Genomic DNA, 26813 nt, shown 5'->3' with positions numbered 1-26813 from the left:
GGGTTACACCTGTCTTGTCAGTTGCCTGTTGCGGCTTCGGTTTTTGCTTCATCATTGGTCGCGGATGCCGCCTCATTGGTTTCGCCTGACGGCGCTTTTGTTTCGTCAACCTGTGGATTTGCGCCCGAATCCGGCCGCTTCGCTTCCGCCTTCGGCGCATGGCCTGACACGGCGAACCGCAGCCGCATCCAGGCGCCGCGCTGCCCGGGCCGGAAATCGGCGGCATCCTTGAGTTCGATGCGGCCGCCATGGTCTTCCAGCACGCGGCCGACGATGGCGAGCCCGAGCCCGGTGCCCTTCTGGCGCGTCGTCACATAGGGCTCCAGCAACCGCGCACGGCTCACCTTCGGCAGGCCGATACCATTGTCGATGACGTCGATCACGATGTCGTCGTTTTCCTGCGCGGCAATGACGTCGATGCGTCCCTTGCCGAGTTCTTCCGGCGGCACCTGCTCGATCGCCTCGGTCGCGTTCTTGATGATGTTGGTCAGCGCCTGCGAAATCAGCCGGCGGTCGAACTGCGCGCGCATCGGATCCTGCTTGATATCGGCCTCGATATCGAGGTCGGGATGGCCGACCTTCATCAGGAATACCGCCTGCCGCACGGTATCGGCGACGTCCTCGCCTTCCATGACCGGTTTTGGCATCCGCGCGAAGCGGGAGAATTCATCGACCATTCGCCTGATGTCGTCGACCTGCCGCACGATGGTGTCGGTACACTGTTCGAAGATGCCCTTGTCTTCGATGATGACCTTGCCGAATTTACGGCGAATGCGCTCGGCCGAAAGCTGGATCGGCGTCAGCGGATTCTTGATTTCGTGGGCGATGCGGCGCGCGACGTCGCCCCATGCCGATGTCCGCTGCGCGGAGACGAGCTCCGTAATGTCGTCGAGCGTGATGATGTAGCTGTCGCGCGACTGGCTGGTCTGCTCGGCGCTGACGCGGACCGACAGATTGCGTTCATGGCCGTCGCGCGTAATCGTGATCTGGCCCTGCACCAGGCGTTGCGTGCCCTCGCGCGCGGTCTTCATCATGTCGTCGAGCTCAGGCAGCACGTCCGACAGCGGATGGTCCAGCGTCTCGGACTCGGCATGGCCGATGAGTTTCTCGGCCGAGCGGTTCAGGATGCCGACGCTGCCGGAGGCGTCGACGCCGATGATGCCGGCGCTGGCCGACGACAGCACCGCCTCGATGAATCGCCGGCGGCTGTCGATCAGGTCCGAGGCGTTGACCAGTTCGTCGCGCTGGGTGCGCAATTCAGCCGTCATCTTGTTGAAGGTCTCGCCGAGCTGCGCGAGATCGCCTTCGGATTTGTGTACCGGCACCTGGACATGCAGATCGCCGGTCGAAACGATATTGGCCGCGCTCATCAGGTTGCGGATCGGCGCTACCAGCCAATTGGCGAAATTCAACCCGATCAGCACCGACGCCATCAGAATCGTGAGCGCGATCACCGCGAACATCAGTGCGAAGGCGACTTGAATGCCGAGCCGGCGGGATTCGATCTGGGCGTATTCGGCAACGCTGGCCTGGGTCTGCTTAAGCTGGCTGACCACCCGCGGGTCGAGCAGACGGGCAACGTAAAGAAAAGTGTCAGTGAAGCCGTGGAGGCGAATTATCGCTGCGACGTAGTTTTCTTCCGGGAATACCGCGATCTCCGGTTTGCTTTCACCGATATTGCTGAGGAACTCCTGCGGCGGCGTCGCGAATTGCTGCTGGATGCCGGTTTTGCGCCGTCACCAGAACGTTGCGATCCTTGTCGATCAGCATCGCGCCCGGCAAATTGCGAGAGGCCGCGTTGTTCGTCAGCAGCTGGAAAAATGACTGTCGGTCCTGGTCGAAAAGTGGCCGCGCATTGGAAAGATCGTTGGCCATCCCCAGAATGTCGCCATTGATCAAATAGGCGTGCTCATTGACATAGGCATGGGCAATGTTCAGCGAGTTCTCGATCGCCGCTCGCGTCGGCCCGGAAAACAGCCTGTCGAGGCCACGATCAAGGGTGATATTGGCGACAATGGCAACCACCACCGCCGGCAACACCGCGATGACGGAGAACAGGCTGACGATCTGGACATGCAGCCGTGCCGCAGCCCTGCCGCGCCGCCGCGCCTGAATCACCTGCCAGACTTCGCGGATGATGATGCCGACCAGTAGCAGGATCGTCGCCGCATTGGTCAGCAGGAACGAATAGACCACGTTGCGGGTCGGCTCGATCGGCGTCAGACCGCTCAGGACCACGAAGGTCAGAAACGCCGACAGCAGCGCGATCGCGACCGCAAACGGCACCACCGACCTCCGCAGGATCCCTCCTCCGGATTCAGCTTGCGATGGATCCAACGATGGTGCCGAGGTCTCTGCGGTGGTCATTCCGGCAATCGGTGAGCTGAAAGGGCTTGTGCCCGCCTGTCGCGGACTGATGCTTTCATATCACAATGTTGCCAAATTGCGACAATTCCGCGGCCATCGGACCGCTAAAGCGATCGATCCCCAGCCGCGCCACCCGTCTTTATTGCGAAGGGAAGCGAGTGCAATCCCTAGCCGCCGCTCCGGTAAACCTGAATGTCGAGGTCCCTGATCTTTTTTCGCAATGTGTTGCGGTTGAGGCCGAGCAGGTCGGCTGCGCGGATCTGGTTGCCTCGCGTGGCCGCCAGCGCCGCGGTGAGCAGCGGCACCTCGATCTCCTTGAGGATGCGGTGGTAGAGGCCCGGCGGCGGCACGCCGTTCGGGAAGCCGGAGAAATGCGAGGACAGGTAGGCCTCGACCGCGCCCCCGAGATTCTCCACGCCGATCGGGGCGTTGCCGCCTGAGGTGACCGCCGGCGGTGCCAGCTCGCCATCGATCACCGACCCCGTGATCACGTCCTGCGGGTAAAGCGCGGCCAACCGGCGCGCCAGGTTTTCGAGCTCGCGCACGTTGCCGGGCCAGCGGTGCTGTTTGAGCCGTTCGACCGCCAGCGTGTCGAGCTTCTTCGGCGGCAAGCCGTCCTTTTCGGCGAGCGAGAAGAAATGCCTGATGAGATCGGGCAGATCCTCGATCCGCTCGCGGAGCGGCGGCAGGCGCAGCGGCACCACGTTCAGGCGGAAGAACAGGTCTTCCCGGAATAGGCCCTGCTGGATCAGGATGCGCAAATCCTTGTTGCTCGCCGCCACGATCCGAACGTCGGTCTTGATCGGGGTGCGCCCGCCGACGGTGGTGTATTCGCCCTGCTGCAGCACCCGCAGCAGCCGCGTCTGCGCTTCCATCGGCATGTCGCCGATTTCGTCGAGAAACAGCGTCCCGCCTTCGGCCTGCTCGAACCGGCCGGAAGCGCGGGTATTTGCCCCGGTGAACGCGCCGCGTTCATGGCCGAACAATTCGGATTCAATGAGATCGCGTGGGATCGCCGCCATGTTGACGGCCACGAACGGGCCGTTACGCCGCTTGCCGTAATCGTGCAGGGCGCGGGCGACCAGTTCCTTGCCGGTGCCGGATTCGCCGGAGATCATGACTGTGAGGTCGGTCTGCATCAGCCGCGCCAGCACCCGGTAGATTTCCTGCATCGCCGGCGAGCGGCCGACCAGGGGGATCGAATCGAACTCGCCCTCATCGGCGGCATGCGCCACCCGCTCCTTCGGCTCGGCCAGTGCGCGGCCGACGATAGTGATGAGCTCCTTCAGGTCGAACGGCTTCGGCAGATACTCGTAGGCGCCGCGTTCCGAAGCCCGGATCGCCGTCATGAAGGTGTTCTGCGCGCTCATGACGATGACGGGAAGGTTCGGCCGCATCTTCTTGATGCGGGGCAAGAGGTCGAACGCGTTCTCGTCAGGCATCACCACGTCGGTGATGACGAGATCTCCCTCGCCCTGGCTGACCCAGCGCCATAGCGTCGCGGCGTTTCCGGTCAGGCGAACTTCATACCCAGCGCGCGAAAGCGCCTGGTTCAGAACCGTGCGGATGGCGGTGTCGTCATCGGCAACGAGTATGCTACCTGCGGGCATCATGGTTCCTCATCTTGCGTCCTGAGAGGCAGGCGGCAGCGTACCCGGAACGCCGTCGCGGTTGCTTTGGTCGAACTGTTTGGTGGGACTAAACATCGGCAGCAGCACGCGAAAGGTGGTCTTGCGCGGCTGGGATTCGCATTCGATGATGCCGCCGTGATCGCCGACGATCTTGGCAACCAGCGCCAGCCCGAGCCCGCTGCCGGTTTGCTTGGTTGTCACGAAGGGATCGAACAGGTTCGGCAGCAGGTCTTCCGGCACGCCGGAGCCGTTGTCCTTGACGCAGAATTCGAGCGGCAACGACACCCGCGATTTCTTGCCCGGCACCGACAGGCGGACGCCGGGACGAAACGCGGTGGTGAGCTGGATTTCCGCATCGCTGCCAAGATCGGCGACCGCTTCGGCGGCGTTCTTTACCAGATTGAGGAACACCTGAATCAATTGGTCCTGGTTGGCCAGCACCGGCGGCAATGACGGATCGTAGTCCTCGATGAAGCGGATGTTGCGAGCAAAGCCCGACTGCGCCAGCCGTTTGACGTGATCGAGCACGGAGTGGATGTTGACGGCTCCACGCGCCACCGGCCGGTCGTCGCCGAACACTTCCATGCGGTCGACCAGGGTGACAATGCGGTCGGCCTCGTCGCAGATCAACCGCGTCAGCATGCGGTCTTCAGATGAGGCCTGCTGCTCGAGCAGTTGCGCAGCGCCGCGGATGCCGGACAGCGGGTTCTTGATCTCGTGCGCCAGCATCGCGGCCAGCGCGATCACCGAACGCGCCGCGCTCCGATGCGTCAGTTGCCGGTCCATCTTGTCGGCGATGGTGCGCTCCTGCAGCATCACGACGATGTGGCCGGGCCGTTCGGTGAGCGGGGCGACGTGAAGATCGACCTGGCGATCACCGCCGATGCGGGGCGTACCGAGGTCGACCTTGTATTCGTTGACCGGCGAGCCGCTCGAGCGCACCTGGTCGATCAGCGCCAGCAGCGGACTGCCGAACGGCACCAGCTCCTTCAGCGACTGCCGGCGCAGGAATTGCGTCGAGATTTCGAAGAAGGATTCGGCGGCTATATTGGCGTCGACGATGCGGCCGTCGGGCGCCACCAAAAGCACCGGATTGGGCAGCGCGTTGAGGATGGCCTCGCTGTCGGTGGGCACCGGTCGGCGATGTTCTGCGGCTGACGTCATGCAGCAGCACTCCATGCAAAATCGTCGAACGCGTCCTGGAGCGATCGATGCACCCGGTGCGGATCCTCCGACGTCAGAATGTCTTGCCTCCAGCGCTTGAGCTTCGCGGCCGGCGCGCGGCTGCACTGGGCTGCGATCTCCAGCGCCCAGCCGAGATGTTTTCGCGCGTGCTTCAGTCCGATACGCAGGCCGTAATGGCGGCAGATTTCATCGTAGAGCGCGCGGATGTGGCTGAGCTGGTCGGCGAGGTCAGGCGCGGTCTCGGCCTTTCCGGTTTCGAGCCGGCGTCCGATCTGCCCCGGCAACCATGGCTGGCCCTGCGCGCCGCGCCCGATCATGACAGCATCGGCGCCGGAGGTTTCGAGCGCCTGCACCGCCTTCTCGAACGTGGTGATATCGCCGTTGACGACGAGCGGTACCGAAATCGCATTCTTGACCGCGCACACCGCGGTCCAATCAGCCTCGCCCTTGTAAAACTGGCAGCGCGTCCGTCCGTGCACGGTAATCATCTGCACGCCGGCCTGCTCTGCGCGGCGCGCCAGTTCGGGCGCGTTGAGCGAGCGATCGTCCCAGCCGAGTCGCATCTTCAGCGTCACCGGCACTTTCACCGCCGCAATCGTGGCTTCGATCAGCTTGAGTGCATGATCGAGATCGCGCATCAGCGCCGAGCCGGATTGACCGCCGGTGACATGACGCGCCGGACAACCCATGTTGATATCGATGATGTCGGCGCCGGCCGCTTCCGCAACCCTTGCGCCCTCCGCCATCCAATGCGCCTCGCAGCCCGCGAGCTGAACGACGTGCGGTCCGACACCGGCTGTCTCGCAGCGCAGAAGCGACATCGGCCTGCCGTGCACGAGTTCATCGCTGGCGGTCATCTCTGAGACGACCAGCCCGGCGCCGAGCGTGGCGGCAAGACGTCGAAAGGGAGCATCAGTGACGCCGGACATCGGCGCCAGGAGAACCCGGTTGGCGACAACAATTTCGCCTATTTTCAACGGCTTAGAGCGTGAACTTTCCGGGCCGGTCACGGCATTCTCATGGTTGGGGCGGCGGCTTCATTGCAACCGTCGACGCATATTGTGAGCACAAATCTTGGGCAGTCAAGCTTCTTGCCTACACTTTAGACAGATCTATCATTTGTGCAAGTGCACTGCAACAAAAACCGCTTTTCCCACAGCTAGTGGGAATCGCTCTGTTTTTCCGTATTCGGCATGGTAAGGGCTGTGCGCCAGTGCGCCCGACGCCCCTCCTCATCCCTGATTCGTTCCGTATTTGAGTCCCGATGCCCAGACCTGAGCGTACCGCAGCCATCCTCGTCGCAGCCGGACGCGGGCTTCGCGCCGGCGCCGGCGGACCCAAGCAATATCGCGAGATCGGCGGGCAGACCGTGATCTTCCGCGCCATGGAGGCGTTCTGTCGGCATCCGGACGTGTTCGCCGTGCAGCCGGTGGTGAATCCCGATGACGCCGCGATCTTCAACGAGGCTGTCGCGGGACTACGTCACCAGCCGCCCACCAAAGGCGGCGCGACGCGTCAGGCTTCGGTGCATGCCGGCCTCGAAGCGCTGGCCGCCGAGAAGCCTGACATCGTCCTGATCCACGACGCCGCACGGCCCTTCGTAACGCCTGCGGTGATTTCGCGCGCGATCGACGCCGCCGGCCGCACCGGCGCGGCAGTCCCTGCGATCCCGGTCACAGACACGATCAAGCAGATTGGCGATACCGGCAACGTCGAGGCGACGCCCGAACGCGCACGGCTACGAATCGCGCAAACGCCGCAGGCGTTTCGCTTCGATGTGATTCTCGATGCCCATCGCCGCGCCGCGCGCGACGGCCGCAGCGATTTCACCGACGATGCGGCGCTCGCCGAATGGGCGGGATTGACGGTAGCGACCTTTGAAGGCGATCCTGCGAACATGAAACTGACGACGCCAGAGGATTTCATCCGCGAGGAAGCTCGCCTCGCTGCCCAGCTCGGCGACATCAGGACTGGCACCGGCTACGACGTGCACGCCTTCGGCGACGGCGATCATCTGATGCTCTGCGGCGTACGAGTGCCGCACACCAAAGGTTTTCTCGCCCATTCCGACGGCGACGTCGGCCTGCATGCCCTGGTCGACGCCATTCTCGGCGCGCTGGCGGACGGCGATATCGGTTCGCACTTTCCGCCGAGCGACCCGCAATGGAAGGGCGCCGCGTCCGACAAGTTCCTCAAATATGCCGTCGAGCGCGTCACCGCGCGCGGCGGCCGGATCGCCAATCTCGAAGTCACGATGATCTGCGAACGCCCGAAGATCGGGCCGCTGCGCGATACCATGCGCGCCCGCATCGCCGAGATTGCGGGGCTGAACATCTCTCGCGTTGCGGTCAAGGCGACCACCAGCGAACGACTCGGCTTTACTGGCCGCGAGGAAGGCATCGCCGCCACCGCGAGCGCCACCATCCGTCTCCCCTGGGGCGAATAGCATGAGCGGCAGCGACGCCCGCGCCCTCTCCCGCTCGCTGCTCGATCTATGCCGGATGCGCAAGCTGACGATCGCCACGGCGGAGTCCTGTACGGGCGGTCTGGTTGCCGGCGCGCTCACTGACATCCCCGGCTCGTCAGACGTGATCGACCGCGGCTTCGTCACCTATTCCAACGATGCCAAGCGCGCCATGCTCGGCGTCAAGGCTTCGACGCTTACGACCTTTGGTGCGGTCAGCAAGGAAACTGCGACCGCGATGGCAATCGGCGCCCTGGAAAAAGCCGGTGTCGATCTCGCAGTATCCATTACCGGCATTGCTGGCCCCGGCGGTGCCACGCCGGGCAAGCCGGTCGGCCTGGTTCATTTCGCGGTCGCCTCGCGCGACGGAAAAATACTCCACCGCGAATTCCGTTTTGGAGCCATTGGCCGCACCACCGTGCGCCAGCGCTCCGTGGTGGAAGCGCTGCGCATGTTGATGGAACTGGCGCGGGGACCGCAGCCACCGGTCAAGCCGCGACGCCAGACCATGAGCCGGCTGCGTCCACGGGTGGCGCGCACGCCACGGCGCAGCGCCGTCAAGCGACGCCGGCCGGCACGAACCTAAAGCCAGTATCAGCCCTGCGCAGCCAACGCCCTGGCGCGGGTTTCGCTGAGGGAGCTTACCGGCGTCAATGCTTCCGGGCTGACCGAAAGCTCGATGATGGCCGGAAGTCCGCTTGCTACCGCTTCATCGAAAGCGCGCGCGAAGTCTTCGGTCCGCTCGACAAGGGCGCCGAAGCCGCCACAGGCACGGGCCAAAGCGGCAAAGTCCGGGTTAGCCAGATCGGTGCCGGAGACACGGCCAGGATAGGTCCGCTCCTGATGCATCCGGATGGTGCCGTACATACCGTTGTTGCAGACGATCACAATCAGCGGTAGCCGGTTTTCGACCGCCGTCATGAACTCCAGTCCGGTCATCTGGAAGCAGCCGTCGCCGGCGAACGCGATCACGGTGCGTTCGGGATGCTGCAGCTTGGCGGCGACGGCCGCGGGCAGGCCATAGCCCATCGAACCCGAGGTCGGCGCCAGTTCGGTGCGATATTGCCGATAGCGCCAGAACCGATGCACCCAGACCGCATAATTGCCGGCGCCGTTGCAGATGATCGTGTCATGGGGCAAGCGATCGCTCAAGCCACGCACGATCTGCGAGAGCTGCACATCGCCCGGCGAGCGCGTCGGCTCGGCAAATGCGAGATAGTCGGCATGCGCCGCCTTGACATAGTCGGCGCGCGATCGATGCTTCGGCTCCAGCCGCTTGATCGCGGCCGCAAAGGCCGCGCTGCTCGCGACCACGCCGAGCGTCGGCGAATAGACGCGGCCGATCTCTTCGGGATCGGGATAGACGTGAACCAGCGGCTGCCTTGGCTTCGGAACATCGAACATCGTGTAGCCGGATGTCGTGGCCTCCCCCAGTCTCGCGCCAAGCGCGATCACCAGATCGCTGTTACGGATCCGCTCGGCGATTTTTGCGTCGAGACCGATGCCGACATGGCCGCCATAGCAGGGATGCAGATTATCGAAATAGTCCTGGCAGCGGAACGAGACGCCGACGGGCACTTCATGCGCTGACGCAAACGCCTCGAGATCGCGGCGTGCCTGATCGCTCCATCCGCCGCCGCCGACGATCAGGAACGGCTTCTTTGCCTCCGAAAGCAGCGCATGGAACTGCCCCAGGGCGCCGTCATCAGGCGCGATAGGAAGCGGCGTGTAGGGCGGCGCATCCGGCACTTCGGCGGTGTCAGTGAGCATATCCTCGGGCAGCGCCAGCACGATCGGGCCGGGTCGGCCCGAGGTCGCGGTGAAGAAGGCACGCGAGATGAACTCCGGAATCCGCCGCGCGTCGTCGATTTGGGCGACCCATTTCGACATCGGCCCGAACATCTGGCGATAGTCGATTTCCTGAAACGCTTCGCGCTCCATCATGTCGCGCCCGACCTGGCCCAGCAAAAGGATCATGGGCGTCGAGTCCTGGAACGCGACATGAACGCCGGCGGACGCATTGGTGGCGCCGGGGCCTCGCGTGGCGAACGCGATCCCCGGGCGGCCCGTCAGCTTGCCGTAGGCGTCCGCCATCATGGCGGCACCGCCTTCATGCCGGGCGTTGATGAAACGCACGCGCTGGCTCTGATACATGCCGTCGAGCGCCGCGAGAAAGCTTTCGCCGGGCACGCCGAACACGGTGTCGGCGCCGTGCAAGGCCAGTTGCTCGATCAGGATATGTCCACCAGTTCGAAGATTTACGTCCATCGCCTCATCCTTCGGTTACGGGATCACGGATTTGGACCCGGCTTAATGAATGGCGTCGGCACCAGCAACCGGTTTTCCTGCAAGGTCAGATATGCCCGCCGGTCATTTTCCTTGTAGTTGGTCTTTCGGTGCTATCCGCGCATCTACGCCGGTGACGGCTTCATAGGCCTTGATGACGGCGGTGCAGGACTCGCCGTCGTGCCCCAGCAGCGCCGCCTGCCGGTAGGTCTGGTGCACGGCCTCCGCCATGAACCCTGGCAAGCCCGCCTCCTCCAGCCAGCGCGCATAGTAGCGGACGTCCTTGCGGGCGTTCGCCAGCGACATCAACGGAGTGAAGTCGCCATCAAGCGTGGCCTGGCCATAGAGATCGAGCATGCCGCTCTTGGCGCCGGCGGCCGAGATGATGCCGATCACCTGGGAAAGATCGAGCCCGTCCTTTGCAGCAAGCGCAAACCCCTCGCACCACGCCGCCACATTGGCGAAGGCGATGTAGTTGTGAATGAGCTTGAGGCGGATGGCGTGCCCCAGCGGGCCGATGTGGAAGATGTTTTCGGCATAGAGCTCGAAATAGGGCCTGAGGTCGTCGAGAAGGTCGCGCTCGCCGCCGAACAGCACGTTGACCTTGCCGATATCGGCGTGTTTCGGAGTCCGCGTCATCGGCGCCTCGGCGTAGCGCCCGCCGGCCGCACGCACCATGCGGTCCAGCTTCGCGACCATTTGCGGGCTGCCGGTGGTGTGGTCCACGATGATGAACCCCGGCGCCGGACCGGTCAGCAATCCATCGCCAGAGGTCAACAACGCCTCGACATCCTCGGCTTCATTGACGCAAATCATGATGATACGGCAGCTATCGCGAATCTCCTGGAGACTGCCGGCGGCCGTCGCACCAAGTGACTTGGCAACCGCCACAGCGGCGGGATTGAGGTCGTAGGCGGTAACCGCCACGCCCTTGGCGACGAGATTCTTCACCAACCCTCGTCCCATTCCGCCGAGGCCGATAAAGCCGACGCGTTCGAATCTCGTCATCTCTGGGCTTCCGTCATTGTTGGAGGATTCGTTGGAGTGGTGAGTTGCTCGGCCGACCGCGCCGACCTCGCGGACGTCTAGCCGGTTTTCGCCGGCCCTGCCCCCGGCTTGCCGTAAACCGCGTTCGCCCGCTTTTCGAACGCGGCAGCAAAACGCTGGAACGCGGTGTCGAACATCGTTCCCATCAGCATCGCCAGCATCCGGCTTCTGAATTCGTAGGACAGGAAGAACCCGACATCGCAGTCGGTTTCGGATTTCGGCTCGAACGTCCAGCGGTTTTCGAGGTTGCTGAACGGGCCCTTCAGATATTCGACCATGATCTTCAGGTTGGGCCGGTCCAGCGTCACCCGGCTGGTGAAGGTTTCCCGCACCAGCTTGAACGACACGGTCATGTCGGCGACGACGATTTCAGTGCCGTCTCCCCTCGACGTGCGCTGACGTATCCTCAGCGACTGGCACAACGGCACGAATTCCGGATAGCGCTCGACGTCGGCGACCAGATCGAACATCTGCGACGCGCTATGATGAGCCCGGCGCTTGCTGGAAAAGTGCGGCATCAGTGGACACTCGCCCGGTTCTGCTTGAGCGCGATTTCCTTCAGATAGTCGTTCGCCTGCGCCCGGTCGGTGAAGCAGACCAGCGATTGATCGGCACGCAGCCCCTGAAAATAGTCCAGGAGTTTCGGCCGCTGTTGCCGCCGATAGGTCCAGACATAGCGAAGGAACTCGAAATCGATTTTCTCCGGACAGCCTGCGGCCATTTCCGGGCGGACCTTGCCATAGCTGCCGGCGATCCGCTTCATGATGCCGAACATGCAGCTCCAGCGCGGCAGGTCGAACCAGATCACGGTGTCGCTGGAATGACGGCGCAGTTCACCCGCGCCGCTGCTGGTGAAGTTACCGTCCATGACCCATTGCGGCTGGCGTGCGACCTCGGCGACGCGCTGCCCGAACTCGGCGTTGTCAGAGGCGACCCAGCCGGGTTTCCAGTACAGCGCATCCAGCGAAACGAAGGGAATGCCTGTGATCTCCGACAGCCGTCGAGCGAATGTCGACTTGCCGGACCCCGACGATCCCATCACAAGAACGCGTTGCATTGGTTCAATCCGAGGCTAGCGGGCCCGTGCGAGGCGCGCCGCTTGCAGCTTGGCAAAATCCTCGCCTGCGTGGTGCGACGAGCGGGTCAAGGGGCTCGCCGACACCATCAGAAAGCCCTTGGTGTAGGCGACCTTCTCATACCCTCCGAATTCATCCGGGGTCACGTAGCGCATGACGGCGTGATGCTTGCGGGTCGGCTGCAGATATTGCCCGATGGTCAGGAAATCGACCTCCGCCGAGCGCAGATCGTCCATCACCTGCAGTACCTCGTGGCGCTCCTCGCCGAGGCCGACCATGATGCCTGATTTGGTGAAGATGGTCGGATCGATTTCCTTGACCCGCTGCAGCAGCCGGATCGAATGGAAATAGCGCGCGCCCGGGCGAACGCTGAGATAGCGCGCCGGCACGGTTTCCAGATTGTGGTTGAACACGTCGGGCTTGGCCGCCGCGACCACCTCCAGCGCGCCTTCCTTGCGCAGGAAGTCGGGGGTGAGAATTTCGATGGTCGTGGTCGGGCAACGCGCGCGGATGGCGCGGATCGTCTGCGCGAAATGCTCCGCGCCGCCGTCGGCGAGATCGTCGCGATCGACCGAGGTCACCACGACATGGGTGAGCCCAAGCTTGAAGGTCGCCTCCGCGACATGTTCCGGCTCCGCGGCGTCGAGCGCGCCCGGCATGCCGGTCTTGACGTTGCAGAACGCGCAGGCCCGCGTGCAGGTGTCCCCCATGATCATGAAGGTGGCGTGCTTCTTGTCCCAGCACTCGCCGATATTCGGGCAGCCGGCCTCCTCGCACACCGTGACGAGGCCGTTCTCTTTCACGATCTTGCGGGTGTCGGCGTAGCCGCGCGTGTTCGGCGCGCGCACCCTGATCCAGTCCGGCTTCGGCGGCGACAGCGCATCCGGCCGGTTCACCTTTTCAGGGTGACGCGGGCGCAAGGGCGTGGTGGAAAGCGTGTCGACGATGGTGACCATGGTTCGTCCAGAAGGCCGGAATCCCTACGTAATCCGTATATCAGGTGCCTGCAACCCGGCTCGCGAAAACCCCGGGGAACATGTAACTATTTCGACAGGTTCTCCCGCTGTTCCTCTGATTCTCACCTCGAATGGTTCAAATCTCAAAACCGGCCGGTACGCTCCCGCCCCTCGGCAAGCTGCTGAAGCGCTCATTTTTCGACCGCAGCGTGCATGAGGTCGCGCCCGACCTGATCGGGGCGACGCTCCTGGTCGATGGCGTCGGCGGCATCATCGTCGAGGTCGAGGCCTATCACCATCTGGACCCGGCCGCGCACTCGTTTCGCGGCCCCACGCCGCGCAACCGGGTGATGTTCGGCCCGCCGGGTTTTGCCTACGTCTACCGTTCCTACGGCATCCACTGGTGCGTGAATTTCGTCTGCGAGGCGGAAGGCTCGGCCAGCGCCGTGCTGATCCGCGCCCTGCAGCCGACCCACGGCATAGAAGCGATGCGCCGCCGCCGCGGCCTGCAGGAGGAGCGCGCGCTGTGTTCGGGGCCTGGCAAGCTCTGCGAGGCGCTCGGCATCACCGTCAAACATAGCGAACTGCCGCTTGACGCTCCTCCGTTCGCGTTGCATGCGCGTATCAGCAAACCCGAAATCGTCGCCGGCGTGCGGATCGGCATTACAAAAGCAGTCGATCTGCCATGGCGCTATGGGCTGAAGGGATCGAGATTTATGAGCAAGCCGTTTTGACAATTGGAGCATGAGACCGTCATCGCGAGCGAAGTCCGTAGGATGGGTGGAGCGAAGCGATACCCATCGCCCTGCGCACAGGCATTGATGGGTATCGCTTCGCTCCACCCCTACGATAGATACACCTTCGCGATCTCGCGGCACGATGTACCCGAGGCTTGCTTGAAGTTTGCGCTCTCCAATCAGAGGGCGCAGGGAATGCCGGGTGCCGGCTAGCACCCGCGGTCTCGTGTGCAAGATGCACTCAAGAATGCGCACACGAGCATACAGGTACAGCCGGAGCAGCCCGGCACTCCCTGCGCAATGGTTTTACGGCTTATGCCGAGCTCTCCCCGGAGACGAATTCCTCTTGCCTCCGTCGCCGACGAATTGACGGCTCGCATTGCCCGGTTGGGCGTTTGCAAACCTCCGCCAGCTTGACGCCAGCAACGGGCGCCAGGACCACACGGTTTTGCCGTACGCAGCTTCCTCCGCCAAACCATTCAGCCAGCCAGTGCCGCCGACCAAACTTCTGGCGAAAGCGTTTAAGCGCCGTTCGTCTGCGCGCGGCGTTCGCTCACGGATAACCGCCCTGCGAACACCTCTCGCGCCTGACGCTGCCGCGTCCACCGCAACCCGCCCCAACGTTCGTGACGATGGCCAACGCCCCTCTTCTTCGGGACGGGATGGCGGGGGTTTTACCGGTGATTTGGGTCTGGCGCGAAGCGGAATATTTTTGGGACCAAGGCTGGACAGGGCAAATCAGCTTGAAACTGCTGGAGAAAATCGCGCATTGGCGCAACGGTGCGGGACCTATGATTTCGACTGTCTGTAGCAAGTGAGCAGCCGCACGAGCAGCGACATCGAGCGCAAGACGCAACGCGTTCTCAAGCCTGCCAAGCGCGGCCCGACAGAATGGGGCCAAAAGAATTAAGTGCACTGTCGGGTCACGCAGCGGAGAGTTCGAAGTCTTCCAACCTATCGTATTCGGGATCGACGTGTGCGATCGGGATCCCGGTACATCGATAGAGACTAACGAGCGGGCGCAGTTGCCGCCTGCGCACAAAGTCAACCCTGCGGTCCGCGAGTTCGACGATCCAATCCTGGCTGTCCCCCAGATCGGCGCAGCAGAACTGACATCTGGCTATCATGTCAACGACGGTTACACCGTCGTGGCCGTACACCTCCTCGGAAAACCAACACAATTCGGAAAGCTTTCTGCGCTCCTTTTCCGAATAGACGTAGCCCTGCGAATATCGAAGCATCGCCGGAAGGAACTTGTCCTCTTCCCACGCCCGCCAGGCGCCGTGTGGAAGGTCATACAACTCGCGAGCAATGGCCCGAAAAACGACGGGGTCCTGGCCGCGCTTGAAAACGTCGACATAGACTGGCATCGAGCAGCTCCAAAAAATGGAACGCAAAAACTCGACTGCACCTGTGTACAACTGACCGATTCGCAGTTGATGACTATGAATCGCTCCGGCCGAAACACCAGAAATTCCAATGTCAAAGCAATGAAAAAAACTGTCGGTAACGAACGAAAAGGATTGCGGGTATAGATCAAGACCCATCAGCATGGGCTGATTCGAGTCGTCTCGGGCTGAGGACGCATGTCATTCTGGGCGGGTCTTCTTTGGGTCGTTGGCACGATACTTTCCGTGACATTCGTCCTCTTATTTGCAGGAAAATCTCGTCACGAGAACCGTTGGCTATCGCGTATTTGGAGCAGCTTTCATGAATCCCCCTTGCCTCATATAGCAATCGGGATTAGCGCGCTGTCCTTTCTTGCGGGGACTACGAGCGCAATGTTCGCCGGTCTAAACTATTTCAAGGTACCGAGGGCGCGGGCCAGCCTTGTCATTGATCGCTTTGACGATAACGTGATCCAAGCGAACATTGCGGGCGCTGAAAAACGATTTCATCAGTTGCGGATCTGGCTTTCGAACACCGGGCAATCACCCGCGCAAATACGAAGAGCGATCATCAACGGACAGGTAACACCTGCGCTCACCATCGAAGAAGAAGATAAGCGCATTTCGGAAACTGCACAGATGAACTGGGCTGCTCCGCCTACCACAATCGAGATAGCGCCAGGCCAAAAGGCTTACCTGTCCTTTCCGGTCGGATATCCTGAGGAGAGCTGGTCTGAATTCCTCAGCAAGAAGCAATTGCTCTACGTCTTCGCCGAATTGAGGTATTCCGATGAACTTTCTGAAGGGCGGGACGACGTCATCATGCGTATCTGCGTGCGGCCGGAACCAAGTTTGAATATTTGGTCGAACTGTTCACGCGGCCAAAACAGAACTACCCGTCCCTAATTTTTGTGGACGTTGGTTTCGACACTTGCGCTCGCCCTTTGGTTGCGATTGGATGCCTCAAGCTCCCCCGACGGAAAACAAATGTGAGCGAAGAACCAGCGCGTGACGACAATTACAAGGAGGTGGCCAAGCTCACATACGATGCCCTCCTAGAGATGCGGAGGCTATCGTTCGGAGCGCAAGCCGATTACGGCAAGTGGCTGATTTCGTCGATCTTTCTAATGCACGGTTCGGCCATTGGTGGACTAGCTTTCAAAGCTGCGGCAACCGGTGCACCACCCTACCTTGCGGCCATGTTGTGGTTTGTGGTCGGACTCGTTCTCGCACTCGCGTCTGGCTTCTCGGCATGGTGGAATTTCAGCTTAGGTGCTGCGCAGTATGACATGTGGGCGAGACCATTAATGCTATTCGATCGGGCAGCATGGCCAAGCACTGCGAGGCATGCTGGCGCCATCACATTCACCAAACGGCTGGCGATCACTTTTGGCGTCGGGTCGGTATTAGTTCTCGTGATCGGCTCGATACATGTCCTTCTCGCATGGAAATAAAAGATGCGGCTACCGCCGAGGCGCCCGGCAAGGCGAGTTCGACAGAGTTGCGGCTTTAGGGGAGAAACGACTGAACGGCTGGGAAAGATCGGCATGAAGAGAGATCTCGATCTCGTGAGAGAGATCATGTTGGCTTTGGAGAATTCGCCACAGCTGAATGGTAGGGCTTTTCGGGAGGGCTATGCGAGTGAATTCGCGAAGCTGGAAGGCCACAATGACGATGTACTCGCCTATCATATGATGCTGATCATTGACGAGGGATGGATCGACGGCGAATATCGAAGAACTTCAGGTCAATTCGTGCTCACCCGAATAACCGCTGACGGTCACGATTTTCTTGATTCGACTCGCCAACCCGATATCTGGGCGAAAGCCAAATCGATCGCGAAGAGCAGCGGAGCGGAAACGCTGCGATTTGCTTGGGATATTGCGAAGTCCATTGCGAAGGCAGAAATCACGCGGCACCTCGGGCAGATTAGTTGATTTTCCGCGCCGAGATCGGGCATGTGTTCGTCGCAATCGAGGTCAGCGCCTCGCCCGTCTCCTCTTTCTCCGATCTATATGCAGAATCGCCGTCTTCGGGCCGCCTTTTTGGTTGCCGCTTGCACTCGCCCATCGGTTGCCGCTACGCTCCTCGACGCTGAGGGGGACTGCGAAATTGACGCAAGATGAACTCGACAGACTGCGGACAAAGTTCATTCCCACCTGGACGAGCCTTCGATCCATCGGCAATTCGCGAGCGGTGCAATCTTCCGCGATCTTCCCGGTCGTCGGTTACCTTATCCTTCTCAGCTCCCAATTCACGTCCTTCTTCGACGGAGGCCTCGCTGGTCAAGGCCTGCATGAAGTCGGCTGGTGGAGTCGCCTTTGGGCCAGCAAGCTATATTACGTGTACTTTGGCCTTTTGAATCTCGGCATCGGATCGGCGCTATATCAATGGCGTTGCCCACGTCAGATAAAGAAACATGGTGACTGGGAGGATTACGTGCGGATCGACGGTGACGTCATGACTGAGGGTTACGTCAGGGCAATAGGCCACGTCGTCGGTTCCAGTTATAATGACGACATCTCATCAGGTGAAACAGCCGCTTCTCTCAGGGTGCAATATCTTCGTAAACACTATGCGTTGTTGTCTGCAGAGGATAAATACGGTCGTCTCGCGGTCACCTACTTCTTTGTGAGTGGCCTCGCACTTCTTGCCATTCCGTCATTGATGACTGTAGTCAAGATAGTTATCTTATTCATTCGCAATTCGATAGGGACCGTTGGCGCGTAAGGCGCTATCCGCTCGCCGCGCTCGATCAGCCGCCTTTTGCGTTGCATGTGCGGCCCACTAAACCCAACATCGTCGCGGGCGTTCGAGTTGGAATCACCAAAGCGGTCGGCACCCGCAGGACTATGATGCGCTAACAACGAGCATCGCTTTTTCAACAGTCGCAACATCGACTCAATCCCGTCACGACACGCCCACGTTGAACACGTAAGTGCGGTCTGCTGTTTTGCTTTGCGAAAAGTGAAGTGCTCATGAATTGTACTGCGTCGAACACGTGGAACACGCAGCGTGATGAGCTTGCGCAAACCACGTAGCCATCAAACAGCAACAAAAACTGCAAGCTGCACGATGGCGGGCGTGTTTCCTGTTCAAGGATTTGGGTTCCTCTCCAACTACAATGGTGCATTCGTCGCCGGTTCCGCGCTCGCCGCCATGCAGGCGATTGCGGGCATCAATGCAAACTCGATCGAGCTCGCTCCGCGGCTGTTTATGCAAACCAGGACGTCGAATGATGTCTTCGCCGATCCCAACAAGACCGAGAGCGATGCAAATATTCTTCAGGCTGCGGCAAATGCCGGGGCGTTCGGCCTTTCGGTTACGTTGAAGCCCATGGTTTCAGCCCTCGATGGCACGCTCGCATACGCACTCATTCCGAGCGACCCCGCCGCCTTCTTTGCTTCCTACAAGAGCGAAATGGTCCACATGGCTGAAATCGCCGAGCAAGCCGGCGTCACCATGCTCTCGATCGGCAATGAACTCGGCAAGCTCTCCGGCCCGCAATATCGAAGCTACTGGGTCGACCTCATCGATTCCATACGCGCCGTGTTCCATGGCGAGATCACCTACGCAGCCGCAACCGACGAAGCCATCAATGTCAGCTTTTGGGACAAGGTTGATGTCATCGGAATCAACGCCTATCCGCCGCTAACGACGACAACCGATCCGACCGTCGAGGAGATGGTCAATGCATGGAACAGCATGTCCACCGACGACTACTGGGCGAAGGTGATGAATCACATGTCGCCGGTTGATTTCTTCCATTCCCTTGCCGTGCAGTACGACAAGCAGGTGTTCTTCACTGAAACCGGCTATCGCAGCGTCGACGGCACCAATATCAGACCGGGCGGCTGGGCCGAAGGCACGACGCAGGACGTCCAGGAGCAATATGATGCCTTCAACGCCTTCTTTCAGGTGTGGGGATCGGAAGGCGGAAGCTGGTTCAGGGGCGCGTCGATCTGGAATTGGGATACGAACAACAAATACTCGCCGATCGGCTATTCCCCTCAAGGCAAGCCTGCGCAGGAGTTGATCACTGAATGGTACGGCGGTCAGCACCAAACGCCCGGCCAAACACTGACGGGTTCTCCGTCTGCCGATTTGGTGGATGTCGGCGGCGGCAATGATATTCTGTCAGGCGGGGTCGGCAACGACACGATCAAGTCAGACGGGGGCGACGACACCATTACCGGCGGCCCGGATACCATTCCGAAACTCACGGAGACGTCAGTCACGGTGACGGGCTACAGCTCCGTCGTCGACGGCGTCGGCGCCAAAATGCAGCTCCTGATCAACGGGCAGCAGATCGGCAGCACGGTCGAATTCCACGGCGCGACCGATCCATCGGGTTTCCAGACTTTCACATTCACATTCGCCAACCCGGCGACAGTGTCCAGTCTCGATCTCGCCTTCATCAACGATGTTGCCAACGCCAATGGCGACCGCAACCTCTACATCAAGGACATCACAGTCAACGGTGAGCATCTTGCCGTCTCCGACGCAGTCAATCCGAGTTCGCCGGGAACCTGGAACCTCTATCAGAACAAGTCCATCCATTATGACATGACTACTCGCCAGGACCTGTTCTTCGGCTCGGCGACCGATAATGACAGCCTTGACGGAGGTGCAGGCAAAGATGTGATCAACGGCGGCGCTGGGACGGACATGATCGGGGGTGGCCCAGGCAACGACGCCATCAATGGCGGCCCCGGCGCGGATGTGATCCACGGCGGGGCGGACGACGATACAATCAACAGCGGCGCCGGCATCACCACGGCGACGGATCAACTCTATGGCGATGACGGCAACGACATCATCAAGGCCACCACCGGCGATACCGGCGCCCTGCTCGACGGCGGCGCCGGCAAGGATCAGCTTTATGGCTCGTGGGTAGCGAATGTCATGAACGGCGGCGACGGCAATGACTATCTTTCCGGCGGCGGCGGGCTGGACGTCATGCATGGCAATGCCGGTGATGACCAACTGAAAGGCGGCCCCGCGGCAACCCAGATGTTCGGAGACGATGGCAACGACAGCCTGCAGGGCGGCACCGGCAGCGAGTTCCTGTATGGCGGCAGCGGCAACGACCGGCTGACTGGCGGCGCCGGAAGTGATTATCTGGCCGGCGGGGCCGGCAATGATACATTCGTTTTCGCTGCCGGCTTCGGCAAGGACACGGTTGCCGACTTCCAGAACACCGATGGTGTGCAGGACATCATTCAGTTCGACAAGACGGTGTTTGCCGACTTCAGCGCCCTTCAATCGCATATGGCCGAGGTTGGCACGAGCGTCGCGATTACGGTCGACGCCAACAATACGATCGAGATTCGGAACATGACATTGAGCCAGCTCCACGCTGGCGATTTTCTGTTCGTCTGAGGTCAGCCGAGGGTCGCAGGAGCGCCTTCCCGTCCTGAAGAATTCACGATGCCAGTGCGATCCGGATCATCCGCGCGAGATCTGAGCTGAGGTAAGGCTTCGGCAGGAGCAGCACGCCGGCGTCGAGGCGGCCGTGATGGACGATGGCGTTCTCGGTATAGCCGGACGTATAGAGCACCTTGAGCTCCGGGCGCCGCTTCAGTGCCTCGGTCGCGAGCTGACGGCCGTTTAGTCCGCCGGGCATGATCACGTCAGTGAACAGCAGATCGAAGCGTTCGGGACCATCGATGAGGGCCAGCGCCTCGGCGGCGTTGCCGGCGGCTTTCGTCCGGTACCCGAAACGGCTGATCTGCGTCACGACGTATTCGCGGACCAGCGCGTCGTCCTCGACAATCAGGATGGATTCGTCGCCGTACTCGCTCCCCGAGGTGCCAGCATCGGCGGCCAGCGCGTCCGGCACACCCGCCGCCGCCGGCAAATAAAGCTTCACGGTGGTGCCGTGGCTCTCTTCGCTGTAGATCTTGATGTGTCCGTTCGACTGTTTGACGAAGCCGTAGACCATGCTGAGACCCAGCCCCGATCCCTTTCCGACCTCCTTGGTGGTGAAGAACGGTTCGAACACCTTGTCGAGCAGGCTGCCGGGGATTCCCTCCCCGGTGTCGCTCACCGCGATCATGACGTAGTTGCCCGGCCTGATCTCGCTGGTCATGCCGGGGTAGGTCTCGTCGAGCACGACGTTCCGGGTTTCAAGCGTGAGCTTGCCGCCATCAGGCATCGCGTCACGCGCATTCAGTGCGAGGTTGAGGATCGCCGTCGAGAGCTGACTGGGATCGATCAGGGCCGGCGCGGAATCATGCGCCAGCATCGATTCGATTTCGATCTGTTCGCCGAGCGTCGGTCGCAGCAACCGCGCGGCATCGATGACCAGGGCATTGACGTCGGTGTTGCGCGGCTGCAGCGGCTGCCGACGGGCGAAGGCCAGCAGATGCCGCGTCAGGTCGGCCCCCCTCGCCGCGGCGGCGCTGATCATATCGGTGATCTGGACGAGCTGCGGACGATCCTTGACCGCCTCGCCGAGGATTTCGATGGTCCCGGTGATGACAGTCAGAATGTTGTTGAAGTCGTGCGCAACACCACCGGTGAGTTGGCCGACGGCTTCCATCTTCTGCGCTTGCCGGACCTGGGCCTCGTTGGCCTCGATCTCCTGAAAACGTTTAACCATGGCCTCGGCCTTGCGCCGGTGCCGGATTTCCTCCTCAAGCGCCGCATTGGCTTGCGCAAGTTGCGTGCGTGACGGCTGCACCAGGATCCGCGGCAGCGACAGCAGCAGCGCGGCCGTAATTCCGGCTGATATCAGCGCCAGCAAGCCTTTGGTGAGACCCTCGATGTCATAGGCCGGCACCCACAAGGTAAGGATCGACAGCAGGCGGGCGATCCCGCAGACCGCGGCGAAGATGGCGAATATCCCGAACACGCCGCGGTACATGATATCGCGGCGCATCCACACGAACAGCCCGACGACGAACGCGGCAGCAAAGAACGCGCCGGCGAGCATGGCGTCGGAAACCGCATTCAGCCAGATCAATTCCGGCTTCCACATCAAGCACGCGCCATGCGGGGTGAGCGTCGACATGTTCAGAATATCCTATTTGAGTTGAGACAGTGTTAGCACGCGGGCCTCCGCGGCGTCGGAGATAATCCGTGGTGCGCCCGCCGCCGCAAGCGACATACCGCGCGAGCGGTTTAGTCCAACGGCACTTTTCCAAGCCCGCGCGATGTCCGACCAACCAGCGCTACGATTGCTTTGCGCCTGCTACAACCCCCGGTGACAGACCGCTTCGACCTTGTTGCCGTCGGGATCGCACAGGAACGCGCCGTAATAGGCGGCATGATAGTGACGCAGGCCCGGCGGGCCGTCATCGGTGCCGCCGGCGGCGATGCCGGCGCGCCAGAAGGCGTCGACCTCGCTTCGCGATTTCGCCTTGAAGCACCAATGCCGGCTGGTGGCCTCGTCCGGCTTCGCGCCCCTGTAGATGGCGATGTAAACGCGATCCGGATGCTCTGCGTCGGCGCGTTCGCCGTAGCCGAGCCAGCGGTCGCTGCGGCCGACCTTGACGACGTCGAGTGCTTTCATGATCGCGTCGTAGAAGCGCTCGGCCGCGGCAAAGTCTGAAACCGTGATGGAGACGTGGTCCAGCATCGATCGATCCCTGAATGATGACTGAGGCTGGGTCGGCCGTCATTGCGAGGAGCGGAGCGACGAAGCAATCCATACTTTCCATGCGGCACGATGGATTGCTTCGCGGAGCCTGTCATCCGGCGGCGCTTCGCGCCGACCGGGTGGCTCGCAATGACGGGGATAGTTCAGCGCCTTACGTCAGGACGCCAGCTTCAATCGCTCCAGCGCTTCCTGCAGTTTGGCCTTCCGCGCCACTGCGGCCTCCCGCTTCTCTTTTTCTTCCTCGACGATTTCTTCGGGCGCGTTCGCCACGAATTTCTCGTTGCCGAGTTTGGCGTCGACCCGCTTGATGTCGGCGTCGGCCTTGACGACTTCCTTGTCGAGTCGGGCCTTTTCGGCCGAAAGATCGATCACGCCCTTGAGCGGCAGCGCCACGGCTTCGCCGCGCACGAGCAACTGCACGGCGCCTTCCGGCGGGCGATCGGCGAAATCGATTTCGGCCAACCGCGCCAGGCGTTTCACAATGTCATTCCAACGCTGCGCGCGCTCCATGGTCTCCGTGGACGCTCCCGACAGCACCACCGGTATCAACGTCGCCGGCGGAATGTTCATTTCCGAACGCAGCGAACGGATCGCGGTGACGAGATCAACCACCCAGCCGATTTCGGCCTCGGCCGCAGGATCGCTGAAATCGCCGGCGTCGAGCGCGGCCACGACCGGCGCGATCAGCGGGTCGCCGGGTCCTGCCAGCGCCATCGCGGCGATCTGCTCTGGCGTCACCGAACTCGCCTTGCGCGGCCATTCGGCCAGCACCAGCAGGCCGTCGCGCTTGGCCGTCACCGCCCAGAGTTCCTCGGTGATGAAGGGCATGAACGGATGCAACAGCTTGAGGATCTCGTCCCGCGCCCAGGCAATCATGGCGCGGGTCTCGGCCTTCGCGGCGCCCTCCTCGCCCATCAGCACCGGCTTTGCGAGCTCGACATACCAGTCGCAATAGACGTTCCAGACGAAGCGATAGATCGCATTGGCCGCATCATTGAAGCGATAGCCCTCGATCGCCTCGGTCACCTCGCGCGTGGCCCGCGAGGTCTCGTGCGCGATCCAGCGGTTCAGGGTCTCCTTGGCTTTCGTCGGGTCGAACTCCGCAGGCTGTTCGCAGCCGTTCATCTCGGCAAAGCGGCAGGCGTTCCAGAGCTTGGTCGCAAAATTGCGATTGGTTTCGACCAGTTGCGGCGACAGCTTGATGTCGTGACTGTGGGCCGCGCCGCGCGCCAGCGCAAAGCGCAGCGCGTCCGCGCCAAAGTCGTCGATGACGCCCAGGGGATCGATGACGTTACCTTTCGACTTCGACATCTTCGCGCCCTTCTCGTCGCGAACCAGGCGGTGGATGTAGACAGTCGAGAACGGCGCCTCCTTCATGAAGTGCAGGCCCATCATCATCATCCGGGCGACCCAGAAGAAGATGATGTCCCAGCCAGTGACGAGCACGTTGGTCGGGTAATAGCGCTTCACTTCCGGCGTTTCGTCGGGCCAGCCGAGTGTCGAGAACGGCCACAGCCCGGAGGAAAACCAGGTGTCGAGCACGTCCTCATCTCTGACGATGAAGCCCTCGCGCTTGGCAGGGTCCTGCGCCATCTCGTGCCCCTGCTCTTCCGTGATGACTTCCTGCTCGACGTAGTAACCGAGCGCGTTGCCGACGGCTTCCTCTTCGGTCTCGGCCACGAACACCTTGCCGTCGGGCCCATACCACGCCGGGATCTGGTGACCCCACCAGAGCTGGCGCGAGATGCACCAGGGCTGGATGTTCTCCATCCATTCGAAATAGGTCTTTTCCCAGTTCTTCGGCACGAACGCGGTCGCCCCGCTGCGCACCGCTGCAATCGCCGGCTGCGCCATGGTCCTGGCGTCGACATACCACTGGTCGGTCAGATAGGGCTCGAGCACCACGCCGGAGCGGTCGCCGTGCGGCACCGCGTGTATGTTCGGCTCGACCTTTTCCAGGAAGCCGAAATCCTCCAGCCGGGTCACGAGTTTCTTGCGCGCGGCGAAGCGTTCGACGTTGTTCAGCTCTTCGGCCAGTTGCTCCGAACCTTCCGGCAAGCCGCGCAAATAATCCTCGTTGCCCACGAGGTTCATGCAGCCTTCCTGATCAAACACGTTGATCCGCGGCAGGCCATGCCGCTTGCCGACCTCGAAGTCGTTGAAATCGTGCGCCGGGGTGATCTTGACCGCGCCCGAACCCTTCTCGGGATCGGCATAGTCGTCGCCGATGATCGGGATGCGGCGGCCGACCAGCGGCAGGATCACGTGCTGGCCGATCAGATGGCCGAGACGCTCGTTCTCCGGATGTATAGCAACGGCGGTGTCGCCGAGCATCGTCTCAGGACGTGTCGTCGCCACGACGACAAAAGTCGAGGGATCGTCGGGATTGAAAGTCTTGCCCTCGATCGGATAGCGCAGGTACCAGAGATTGCCCTTGACCTCGACCTGCTGCACTTCGAGATCGGAGATCGCGGTGAGCAGTTTCGGATCCCAGTTCACCAGCCGCTTGTCTTTGTAGATCAGCCCTTCGCGGTGCAACTCGACGAACACCTTCATGACCGCGCGCGACAGCCCCTCATCCATCGTGAAGCGTTCGCGCGACCAGTCGCAGGAAGCGCCGAGACGCTTGAGCTGGTTGACGATGGTGTCGCCGCTCTCCGCCTTCCATTGCCAGACGCGTTCGAGGAATTTGGCGCGGCCGAGGTCGCGGCGGCCGGGCTCCTGCCGCTCCATTAATTGCCGCTCGACCACCATCTGGGTCGCGATACCGGCATGGTCGGTCCCGGGCTGCCACAGCACGTCGCGGCCGCGCATCCGTTCGAAGCGGCAGAGAATGTCCTGCAGCGTGTTGTTCAGCGCGTGGCCCATATGCAGCGAGCCCGTCACGTTCGGCGGCGGGATCACGATGGTGAACGGCGCGGCGTCTTTTCGTTCCGGGCGGCCGGCTTTGAACGCGCCGCTCTCCTCCCAGATCCGGGACATGCGGCTTTCGATATCGGCGGGCTGGTAGTTTTTCTCGATCATGGCACTACAATTGGGGATATAGAGGGCGTTCTTGAGCAATCCGTCGCCGGGCCGCTCAAAGAATGTGAATCAAATCAACGTGGTAACGCCCGGTTCTGATGTGATCAGCGCCGGGCCGCGCCCTAGAAAGCCGCCGCAGCGCCTCAAGTCAACCTGACAACGCGGGTCCGGGGCAGCGGGGAGCCGCGGTAACGCCGGTTTGAAGGTACGAATGGGGTCCCGATCGACGCCCGCCGCCGAGGCTGCCTTGATACAGCCTCGACACAGCCTCGACACAACCTTGGGACTAGCGCCCGCCGCGCGAAACCCGCTCGATTTCGGCCTTGACGATCCGCTCCACCAATCCCGGCAAATTGTCGTCGAGCCAGGATTTCAGCATCGGCCGCAGCATTTCCTTGACCAGATCTTCCAGCGTCCGCGCATTGTTGCTCAGCACGGTATTGGCCAGCGAATTGAAAGCGGATTCCACGGCGGAGACGGTCGAATGCGATAAAATTGGTCGCGCTGGCGCGCTCTCGAACGGCGGCTCATAGGCCGGCTGGCGACGTGACGCCTTGGACTCGCTGAACTCGATGTCATCCGCCGGCTCGATCTTGTTAAACGACGCCGCCGGCAGCGGTGCCGGCTCCGGCAATGCCATCTCGTCGGTGAGTTCGAACACGTCGGCCTCGGGCTGCGCCGGCCTGATATCCGCCTCGGGCGTCGCGGCATCGAGGCTCGCCAGCATCGAATCGATGTCGTCCTGGTTGTTGCTGGCGGCCGGTTCGGGTGCAGGCGGCGGTGGCGGCGGGGCTGGCTTCGGTGCGGCAGCCGGCTTCGGCGCCGGAGCAATTGCCGACGGCGGGATATCCTTCATCACGGCCGGCTTCGCGGCAGCCGCCGGGCTCGCCGGTTTTTCGGCCGCCGCAGGCTTTGCCTCGTCGTCGGCAATGATGCGACGGATCGACGCCAGAATCTCCTCCATCGAGGGCTCTTGGACCTTTGCAGGTTGCGTCATCTCCGACTCCACATCGAAACCATTTTACACCAAAGCCACGAAGGAATTGCCG

General features: G+C 61.8%; 20 protein-coding genes and 2 pseudogenes. 8 read left to right on the top strand and 14 right to left on the bottom strand.

Annotated features, from left to right (window positions below; genetic code table 11):
- Nucleotides 1–17 precede the first annotated feature (17 nt).
- From V1279_RS15970 to dusB, 4 genes and pseudogenes are all read right to left on the bottom strand, one after another.
- Nucleotides 18–2367: pseudogene (locus tag V1279_RS15970) on the bottom strand (ATP-binding protein).
- Between the two features lie 167 nt (nucleotides 2368–2534).
- Nucleotides 2535–3977, bottom strand: a complete 1443-nt coding sequence (gene ntrC, locus V1279_RS15965; RefSeq protein WP_334437471.1) for a nitrogen regulation protein NR(I) — start codon at nucleotides 3975–3977, stop codon at nucleotides 2535–2537.
- A gap of 9 nt (nucleotides 3978–3986) precedes the next feature.
- Complete coding sequence (locus V1279_RS15960; RefSeq protein ID WP_334437470.1) at nucleotides 3987–5162, bottom strand: two-component system sensor histidine kinase NtrB; 1176 nt, start codon at nucleotides 5160–5162, stop codon at nucleotides 3987–3989.
- Nucleotides 5159–6160 carry a tRNA dihydrouridine synthase DusB gene (dusB, locus tag V1279_RS15955; RefSeq protein ID WP_334446415.1) on the bottom strand — a complete coding sequence of 334 codons (1002 nt, stop codon included), beginning with the start codon at nucleotides 6158–6160 and terminating at the stop codon, nucleotides 5159–5161. Before dusB ends, V1279_RS15960 begins: the two co-directional genes overlap by 4 nt.
- Nucleotides 6161–6447: 287 nt before the next feature.
- Here dusB and V1279_RS15950 point away from each other — a divergent pair, with 287 nt between their 5' ends.
- Nucleotides 6448–7629 carry a bifunctional 2-C-methyl-D-erythritol 4-phosphate cytidylyltransferase/2-C-methyl-D-erythritol 2,4-cyclodiphosphate synthase gene (locus tag V1279_RS15950; RefSeq protein WP_334437469.1) on the top strand — a complete coding sequence of 394 codons (1182 nt, stop codon included), beginning with the start codon at nucleotides 6448–6450 and terminating at the stop codon, nucleotides 7627–7629.
- Between the two features lies 1 nt (nucleotide 7630).
- A complete protein-coding gene (locus V1279_RS15945) occupies nucleotides 7631–8233 on the top strand; it encodes a CinA family protein (protein WP_334437468.1) in 603 nt (200 codons plus the stop codon).
- An 8-nt stretch (nucleotides 8234–8241) separates the two neighbouring features.
- On the opposite strand, the gene V1279_RS15940 is transcribed toward V1279_RS15945, so the two are convergent.
- The 5 genes and pseudogenes from V1279_RS15940 to lipA form a co-directional block, all read right to left on the bottom strand.
- On the bottom strand, nucleotides 8242–9915 hold the full coding sequence (locus V1279_RS15940; protein WP_334437467.1) for a thiamine pyrophosphate-binding protein: 1674 nt from the start codon (nucleotides 9913–9915) through the stop codon (nucleotides 8242–8244).
- Nucleotides 9916–10017: 102 nt separating this feature from the next.
- Nucleotides 10018–10953 (bottom strand): annotated as a pseudogene (locus V1279_RS37825) (NAD(P)-dependent oxidoreductase); the annotation flags it as partial.
- A gap of 65 nt (nucleotides 10954–11018) precedes the next feature.
- Entirely contained in the window at nucleotides 11019–11498 is a 480-nt protein-coding gene (locus V1279_RS15925; RefSeq protein WP_334437466.1) for a type II toxin-antitoxin system RatA family toxin, read from the bottom strand.
- The gene (locus V1279_RS15920) at nucleotides 11498–12037 is read right to left on the bottom strand and encodes a DNA topology modulation protein (RefSeq protein WP_334437464.1); all 540 of its coding nucleotides are present in this window, start codon (nucleotides 12035–12037) and stop codon (nucleotides 11498–11500) included. Before V1279_RS15920 ends, V1279_RS15925 begins: the two co-directional genes overlap by 1 nt.
- Nucleotides 12038–12052: 15 nt before the next feature.
- Nucleotides 12053–13012, bottom strand: coding sequence for a lipoyl synthase (lipA, locus tag V1279_RS15915; protein ID WP_334437462.1), 960 nt, complete (start codon nucleotides 13010–13012; stop codon nucleotides 12053–12055).
- A gap of 131 nt (nucleotides 13013–13143) precedes the next feature.
- Between lipA and V1279_RS15910 the strand changes: the two genes are divergently transcribed.
- Complete coding sequence (locus tag V1279_RS15910) at nucleotides 13144–13746, top strand: DNA-3-methyladenine glycosylase (RefSeq protein ID WP_334437460.1); 603 nt, start codon at nucleotides 13144–13146, stop codon at nucleotides 13744–13746.
- A 926-nt stretch (nucleotides 13747–14672) separates the two neighbouring features.
- On the opposite strand, the gene V1279_RS15905 is transcribed toward V1279_RS15910, so the two are convergent.
- Nucleotides 14673–15302, bottom strand: a complete 630-nt coding sequence (locus V1279_RS15905; protein ID WP_334437458.1) for a hypothetical protein — start codon at nucleotides 15300–15302, stop codon at nucleotides 14673–14675.
- Between the two features lie 81 nt (nucleotides 15303–15383).
- Here V1279_RS15905 and V1279_RS15900 point away from each other — a divergent pair, with 81 nt between their 5' ends.
- From V1279_RS15900 to V1279_RS15880, 5 genes are all read left to right on the top strand, one after another.
- Nucleotides 15384–16043: a hypothetical protein gene (locus tag V1279_RS15900; RefSeq protein WP_334437456.1), complete on the top strand. Its 660-nt coding sequence runs from the start codon at nucleotides 15384–15386 to the stop codon at nucleotides 16041–16043.
- An 83-nt stretch (nucleotides 16044–16126) separates the two neighbouring features.
- A complete protein-coding gene (locus V1279_RS15895; protein WP_334437454.1) occupies nucleotides 16127–16591 on the top strand; it encodes a hypothetical protein in 465 nt (154 codons plus the stop codon).
- A gap of 93 nt (nucleotides 16592–16684) precedes the next feature.
- On the top strand, nucleotides 16685–17074 hold the full coding sequence (locus V1279_RS15890; RefSeq protein WP_334437452.1) for a DUF2513 domain-containing protein: 390 nt from the start codon (nucleotides 16685–16687) through the stop codon (nucleotides 17072–17074).
- Nucleotides 17075–17249: 175 nt separating this feature from the next.
- Nucleotides 17250–17867, top strand: a complete 618-nt coding sequence (locus V1279_RS15885) for a hypothetical protein (protein ID WP_334437450.1) — start codon at nucleotides 17250–17252, stop codon at nucleotides 17865–17867.
- Nucleotides 17868–18221: 354 nt separating this feature from the next.
- Nucleotides 18222–20519: a glycoside hydrolase family 113 gene (locus V1279_RS15880; RefSeq protein WP_442894776.1), complete on the top strand. Its 2298-nt coding sequence runs from the start codon at nucleotides 18222–18224 to the stop codon at nucleotides 20517–20519.
- Nucleotides 20520–20562: 43 nt separating this feature from the next.
- Here the strand turns inward: V1279_RS15880 and V1279_RS15875 are convergent, their stop codons facing one another.
- From V1279_RS15875 to V1279_RS15860, 4 genes are all read right to left on the bottom strand, one after another.
- Entirely contained in the window at nucleotides 20563–22152 is a 1590-nt protein-coding gene (locus V1279_RS15875; RefSeq protein ID WP_334437448.1) for an ATP-binding protein, read from the bottom strand.
- A gap of 180 nt (nucleotides 22153–22332) precedes the next feature.
- On the bottom strand, nucleotides 22333–22719 hold the full coding sequence (locus V1279_RS15870; RefSeq protein ID WP_334437447.1) for a VOC family protein: 387 nt from the start codon (nucleotides 22717–22719) through the stop codon (nucleotides 22333–22335).
- Between the two features lie 177 nt (nucleotides 22720–22896).
- Complete coding sequence (locus V1279_RS15865; RefSeq protein ID WP_334446412.1) at nucleotides 22897–25764, bottom strand: valine--tRNA ligase; 2868 nt, start codon at nucleotides 25762–25764, stop codon at nucleotides 22897–22899.
- Nucleotides 25765–26050: 286 nt separating this feature from the next.
- Nucleotides 26051–26761 (bottom strand): PopZ family protein, encoded by a 711-nt coding sequence (locus V1279_RS15860; protein WP_334437446.1) that lies wholly within the window; start codon nucleotides 26759–26761, stop codon nucleotides 26051–26053.
- Nucleotides 26762–26813 lie beyond the last annotated feature (52 nt).

Source organism: Bradyrhizobium sp. AZCC 1610 (genome assembly GCF_036924515.1).
Classification (GTDB): domain Bacteria; phylum Pseudomonadota; class Alphaproteobacteria; order Rhizobiales; family Xanthobacteraceae; genus Bradyrhizobium.
Note: the sequence above shows the minus strand (reverse complement) of the source record. Positions and strands in the feature narration are given on the sequence as shown.

Coding starts and splice junctions, on each gene's coding strand:
- ntrC (WP_334437471.1), bottom strand. CDS start 3,977: ATGCCCGCAGGTAGCATACTCGTTGCCGATGACGACACCGCCATCCGC.
- V1279_RS15960 (WP_334437470.1), bottom strand. CDS start 5,162: ATGACGTCAGCCGCAGAACATCGCCGACCGGTGCCCACCGACAGCGAG.
- V1279_RS15950 (WP_334437469.1), top strand. CDS start 6,448: ATGCCCAGACCTGAGCGTACCGCAGCCATCCTCGTCGCAGCCGGACGC.
- V1279_RS15945 (WP_334437468.1), top strand. CDS start 7,631: ATGAGCGGCAGCGACGCCCGCGCCCTCTCCCGCTCGCTGCTCGATCTA.
- V1279_RS15940 (WP_334437467.1), bottom strand. CDS start 9,915: ATGGACGTAAATCTTCGAACTGGTGGACATATCCTGATCGAGCAACTG.
- V1279_RS15925 (WP_334437466.1), bottom strand. CDS start 11,498: ATGCCGCACTTTTCCAGCAAGCGCCGGGCTCATCATAGCGCGTCGCAG.
- V1279_RS15920 (WP_334437464.1), bottom strand. CDS start 12,037: ATGCAACGCGTTCTTGTGATGGGATCGTCGGGGTCCGGCAAGTCGACA.
- lipA (WP_334437462.1), bottom strand. CDS start 13,012: ATGGTCACCATCGTCGACACGCTTTCCACCACGCCCTTGCGCCCGCGT.
- V1279_RS15910 (WP_334437460.1), top strand. CDS start 13,144: ATGGTTCAAATCTCAAAACCGGCCGGTACGCTCCCGCCCCTCGGCAAG.
- V1279_RS15905 (WP_334437458.1), bottom strand. CDS start 15,302: ATGCTGATGGGTCTTGATCTATACCCGCAATCCTTTTCGTTCGTTACC.
- V1279_RS15890 (WP_334437452.1), top strand. CDS start 16,685: ATGAAGAGAGATCTCGATCTCGTGAGAGAGATCATGTTGGCTTTGGAG.
- V1279_RS15875 (WP_334437448.1), bottom strand. CDS start 22,152: ATGTCGACGCTCACCCCGCATGGCGCGTGCTTGATGTGGAAGCCGGAA.
- V1279_RS15870 (WP_334437447.1), bottom strand. CDS start 22,719: ATGCTGGACCACGTCTCCATCACGGTTTCAGACTTTGCCGCGGCCGAG.
- V1279_RS15865 (WP_334446412.1), bottom strand. CDS start 25,764: ATGATCGAGAAAAACTACCAGCCCGCCGATATCGAAAGCCGCATGTCC.
- V1279_RS15860 (WP_334437446.1), bottom strand. CDS start 26,761: ATGACGCAACCTGCAAAGGTCCAAGAGCCCTCGATGGAGGAGATTCTG.